General features: G+C 62.0%; 6 protein-coding genes and 1 pseudogene. 3 read left to right on the forward strand and 4 right to left on the reverse strand.

All coding sequences use genetic code 11. From position 1 onward, the window contains the following. The first annotated feature begins 206 nt into the window (after nt 1-206). Complete coding sequence (locus NZN28_RS13795; protein ID WP_295399110.1) at nt 207-1,397, forward strand: anion transporter; 1,191 nt, start codon at nt 207-209, stop codon at nt 1,395-1,397. Beyond that, nucleotides 1,378-2,037 (forward strand): class I SAM-dependent methyltransferase, encoded by a 660-nt coding sequence (locus NZN28_RS13800; protein WP_295399112.1) that lies wholly within the window; start codon nt 1,378-1,380, stop codon nt 2,035-2,037. The genes NZN28_RS13795 and NZN28_RS13800 overlap by 20 nt, the downstream gene beginning before the upstream one ends. A 16-nt stretch (nt 2,038-2,053) precedes the next feature. On the opposite strand, the gene NZN28_RS13805 is transcribed toward NZN28_RS13800, so the two are convergent. The 4 genes from NZN28_RS13805 to NZN28_RS13820 all read right to left on the reverse strand — a co-directional run bounded on the left by NZN28_RS13805 (nt 2,054) and on the right by NZN28_RS13820 (nt 4,074). Beyond that, nucleotides 2,054-2,533, reverse strand: a complete 480-nt coding sequence (locus tag NZN28_RS13805) for a DUF6691 family protein (protein ID WP_295399114.1) — start codon at nt 2,531-2,533, stop codon at nt 2,054-2,056. Between the two features lie 3 nt (nt 2,534-2,536). Beyond that, nucleotides 2,537-3,100, reverse strand: coding sequence for a YeeE/YedE thiosulfate transporter family protein (locus NZN28_RS13810; protein ID WP_295399116.1), 564 nt, complete (start codon nt 3,098-3,100; stop codon nt 2,537-2,539). 97 nt (nt 3,101-3,197) lie between these two features. Then, nucleotides 3,198-3,551 (reverse strand): hypothetical protein, encoded by a 354-nt coding sequence (locus tag NZN28_RS13815; RefSeq protein WP_295399118.1) that lies wholly within the window; start codon nt 3,549-3,551, stop codon nt 3,198-3,200. A 7-nt stretch (nt 3,552-3,558) separates the two neighbouring features. After that, nucleotides 3,559-4,074: a hypothetical protein gene (locus tag NZN28_RS13820; protein ID WP_295399120.1), complete on the reverse strand. Its 516-nt coding sequence runs from the start codon at nt 4,072-4,074 to the stop codon at nt 3,559-3,561. 158 nt (nt 4,075-4,232) lie between these two features. Between NZN28_RS13820 and NZN28_RS13825 the strand changes: the two are divergent. After that, nucleotides 4,233-4,407, forward strand: a pseudogene (locus NZN28_RS13825) (PEGA domain-containing protein); the annotation flags it as partial.

Here is a 4,407-nt window from a genome sequence, read left to right on the forward strand (position 1 = left end):
TTGCAGGCCTGGTCGGCCTCCAATCTCGAGTTGAAGCGTGCCGGGGCTGGGGTCTCTTGATTCAAGTTGCCGGTTAGCTTTTCTTTGTGCATTTTCCGACCCGGTGCGTTGCCTTTATTAGTTTGGTCGTCCAAAAAACGCCTATAGTGACCATTCTGGCTGTCGGGACTCATTTCCTGGGCTGTGCTTGTACATAGGATGGTGAGGTGGAGTACCTTGCCTATGCCGTCTTGCTGCTGACCTACCTGGGCCTGGGCCTGGGCTACTGGCCCGGCTACCGCATGAACCGGGCGGCCATCGCCCTCACCGGCGCGGCTTTTCTGATTGTGCTGGGGGTGCTCGACTTCGAGCAGGCCTGGCGGGCTTTGGAGCCCCATACCCTGGGCTTTTTGTTTGGGGTGATGGTGCTCAACACCCACCTGGGCTATGCGGGGTTTTTTCAGTTGGTGCTGAACTGGCTGGTGCACCTGGCCCGCTCGCCCCTGGGCCTTTTGGCCTGGCTGACCTTTGGCGCCGGCCTGTTGTCGGCCCTGTTCCTCAACGACACCATCGCCATCCTCTTCACCCCGCTGGTGCTGGCCCTCACCCGCACCCTGGGGCTGCCGCCGGTGCCCTACTTGCTGGCCCTGGCCGGGGCCACCAACCTGGGCAGCGTGGCCACCCTGACCGGCAACCCCCAGAACATTGTGGTGGGGAGCCTCTCCCGCATCAGCTACCTGGACTTTGCCGCCGCCCTGACCCCGGTGGCCCTGCTGGGCCTGTTGGTGCAGGTGGGGCTTCTGTACCTGCTCTATCCGGCGCTGCGCTCCCTGAAGCCCCTGCCGCCCCTGCCGCCCCTGCGCTTTCGCTACAACCGGGCGCTTTTGTTCAAGGGCCTCTGGATTACCCTGGCCTTGCTGGCGGCGTTCCTGCTGGGCTACCCCCTGGCCCAGGCCGCCCTGATTGCCGCCGGCTTGCTCTTGTGGAGCCGCCGGATTCGCTCCGAGCGCTTTTTTATGCGGGTGGACTGGGAGCTTTTGGTCTTGTTTTCGGGGCTTTTCATGGTGACGGCTGCGGTAAAGGAGCTGGGCCTCCTGAATCTTATGGAACCCCTGGCTGCCACCGCACCAGGCCTGGCCGGCGTGACGGTGCTGCTGTCCAACCTGATTTCCAATGTGCCGGCGGTGCTGCTACTGTACCCCCTGATTCCCGCCGGCGACCCCCAGGGCTGGCTGCTGCTGGCGGCGGCCTCGACGCTGGCCGGCAACCTGACCCTGCTGGGCTCGGTGGCCAACCTGATTGTGGCCGAGACCGCCCGGCGCGAGGGCTACCACCTGAGTTTTCTGGAGCACCTGCGCTTCGGTCTGCCGCTCACGCTGGTTACATTGCTGATTGCTTATGGCTGGATTTACCGCTAGCCTCGAGCCCCGCCTGATGGCGGTGGCCCAGGAAATAGAAGCCCCCACCCACGCCGACATTGGGGCCGACCACGCCCTCTTGCCCCGCTACCTGCTGCAATCCGGGCGCGTCGAGCGCGTGATTGTGGTGGAGAAAAACCGGCAGCCCTGGGAGAACTCGAGGCGAGCCCTTTCGGGCCTGAACGCCGAGGTGCGCCTGGGCGATGGCCTCTCGGTGTTGCAGGCGGGCGAGGCCGACTCCCTGAGCCTGTGTGGGATGGGGGCTAAGCGCATGGTGCGCATCCTCTCGGCCCACCCGGCCCGGCTGCCCCCCCGCCTGGTGCTCCAGCCCAACGACAGCCCCGAGCCCCTGCGCCGCTGGGCCCTTTCCGCCGGGCTGGCTTTGGTCAACGAACAGATGGTGGAGGGCTTCTGGCGCTACAGCATCCTGACCCTACAGCGCGGGCCCTGCACGGCCTACGCCGGGCTGCCGCTCGAGCCCGCCCTGCGCTACGGGCCGCTCTTGCTCAAGGCCCGGCACCCCTTGCTGCGGGCCGAACTGCAAGCGTGCGGGCAGTATCTGCGGACGCTGGCGCAGGTCGAGAAAGTGCGGGCTGAGCTCGAGCTGCTGGAGCAGGCCCTGGCGCTTCTGGAAGGTTGACAACGGCTTGCCCCGCTCAATGCGGCAGCCTGGGTTGCAGGAGGCCGTACACGTAGGTGCCCAGCAGCGCCCCCAGCAAAATCAGCAATGCGCCCGCATGTCCGCTGCCCAGCAGCGCGTAAATGGGCCCTGGGCAGGCGCCCACCAGCCCCCAGCCCAGCCCAAACACCACCCCGCCCCACACGTAGCGGTAGCGGCCTGGGTCGGGCGGGCGGACGCGCAGGGGTTCCCCATCGCGGGACTTGACCCCCAGCCGCCGCAACAGCCAGAGCGAGAACGCTGCGGTCAGCACCGCGCTGCCAATGATGCCGTACATGTGAAACGACTCGAAGCGAAACATCTCGTAGATGCGATACCACGAGGCAATTTCGGAGCGGATGGCCACCACCCCAAAAAATACCCCTGCCAGCAGGTAGGGCACGTACTCCCCCACGCGAACGCTGCGCTTGGGGCTGCTTTCGGAGAGCACAAACTCATCGGAAACGGGAAGCGCCATCGCTCACCTCAGCAAACCCAACGCCCAGGGCAGGATGAAGTGGGCTGCCGCCAGCCCGCCCACAAAGAAACCCACCGTAGCCAGCAGGGAAGGCAGTTGCAGCGCGGCCAGCCCGGTTATGGAGTGCCCCGAGGTGCACCCAGCCGCCCAGCGGGCCCCAAAGCCAATCAGGAACCCGCCCAGCAGCAAGAACAAGGCCCCCGGCAGGCTCCACACCGCCTGCCAGGAAAAAAGCTCTTTGGGCAAAAAGCCCGAGTCCGGCGAAACCCCCATCTGCTGGAGGGCAGCAGCGGTCTGGGGGTTGAGCTGCACCGGGTTGGGGTTGGCCCAGAGCACCCCGGCCACAAACCCCCCCAGCACAATGCCCAGCACAAAGGCCAGGTTCCAGCTTTCGGCCCGCCAGTTGTACTGGAAGAAGGGCTGTCGGCTGCCCAGGGCCGCGCAGAGGTGCCGCAGCGAGGAGGAGATGCCAAAGCGCCGGTTGCCTATGAGCAGAAGCAGCGGGACGGTCAGGCCAATCAAGGGGCCTGCCACATACCAGGGCCAGGGATGGGTCAGCCATTCCATACAGACCATCATCCAAAAAAAACTGACAAAGATTGTAAACTAATCCGCAAAAAGAGGGCCTCGAGCTTCCCGCCAGCGGGCTCGAGGCAAAAGCGGCTCAGATGCGGCAGGTAGAGCGCACCAGAGTACCCCCCACTCGGAAGGTACCAAGACCGTTCCGATCAAGCTCCCACACATACGGACCACCCGCATACGTCCGCAGCGGTGAGGTTCGGGTGAGCGTGAGGGTTTGGAAGGCGTTGTCGTAGAACACACGCACAGTGTTGTTGTCCACGTAGTTGACCACAAGGCGCCCCCCGTTGCAACTGTAGGTATAGGTGTCAGGCCTGGGAGGACCAACGGGTACAGGCTGAGGATCGGTTACCGTGATTTGCCTGGGCTCGTCTTCCACCAGCAGAATACAAGAAGAAAGACCTAGCAAGAGGCCGAAAAGCGTGACGATGCGCAACATATTTCTCCTAGGGACAGTTGTCAATTACGTAGGCGGGGCCGAGGGTAATAATGCGGTCAGAACCTGCCGTAGGACGTACCTTGATCACAACGTAAGTTCTGCCAATAATAGATGGGCTCGGTACTGGGGTGGGGTTGACCACAATAGCTTGTGGGAACAAGCTCAGCGGAGCAGTTCTCGCCGGGATGTTGTAGGTTACGGTAACGGTACGGTTGGAAGTATCGTTCCGGGGGTCATTGGCATTGAAAGACGCAAAGCCTGCCTCGTCCTTAGTGGCAAAGCCTTTCAGGTAAGAGTCCCAACCCGCCAGCAAAGTCGGGTCATTGTAGCGAAAGCTGTAGCCGAGTAGGGTCGTTTTGTTATCGCAGACATAGTAGGTCGGGTTGCGTTGATCCCCGTTCCAATAGTTGGTTTCGAAACTCGCGTTGGAAATCTGAAGCCCTCCCAAAACGAAAATGCAGCCCGACAGTGCAAAGGCAAGGGTTAGTGCAGCCAGGAAATAAACCAACTGCTTGGGTCTCATAGTTCTAGAGTACCACATGGGTCATGTTTTCAAATCCTGGTTACACCGTAGCTAAAGCAAGCCTAAAGACGGCCTCCTTCGCTAAAGGTTAAGAATTAGCTGATAGACTTGTTGGGCTAAAAGGCATAGTCTCCTTACAGGGAACCTTGAGGTGAAAGATGAACCGAACCATCACCCTGGTTTTAGCCTCTGTAGCAACCATTGCAATGGCCCAGCTGCGGCCCCAAGCCATCATTGTCAACCCCAATCCCCCAACTGACCTTCAAGTGCGGGTCTGGGTCGACAAAGACCCCGGCAAGACCGGAAATCCGGTCTATCAGTTCGGAGAGCCCA

Source organism: Meiothermus sp. (assembly GCF_025056915.1).
Taxonomy (GTDB): Bacteria; Deinococcota; Deinococci; order Deinococcales; family Thermaceae; genus Meiothermus.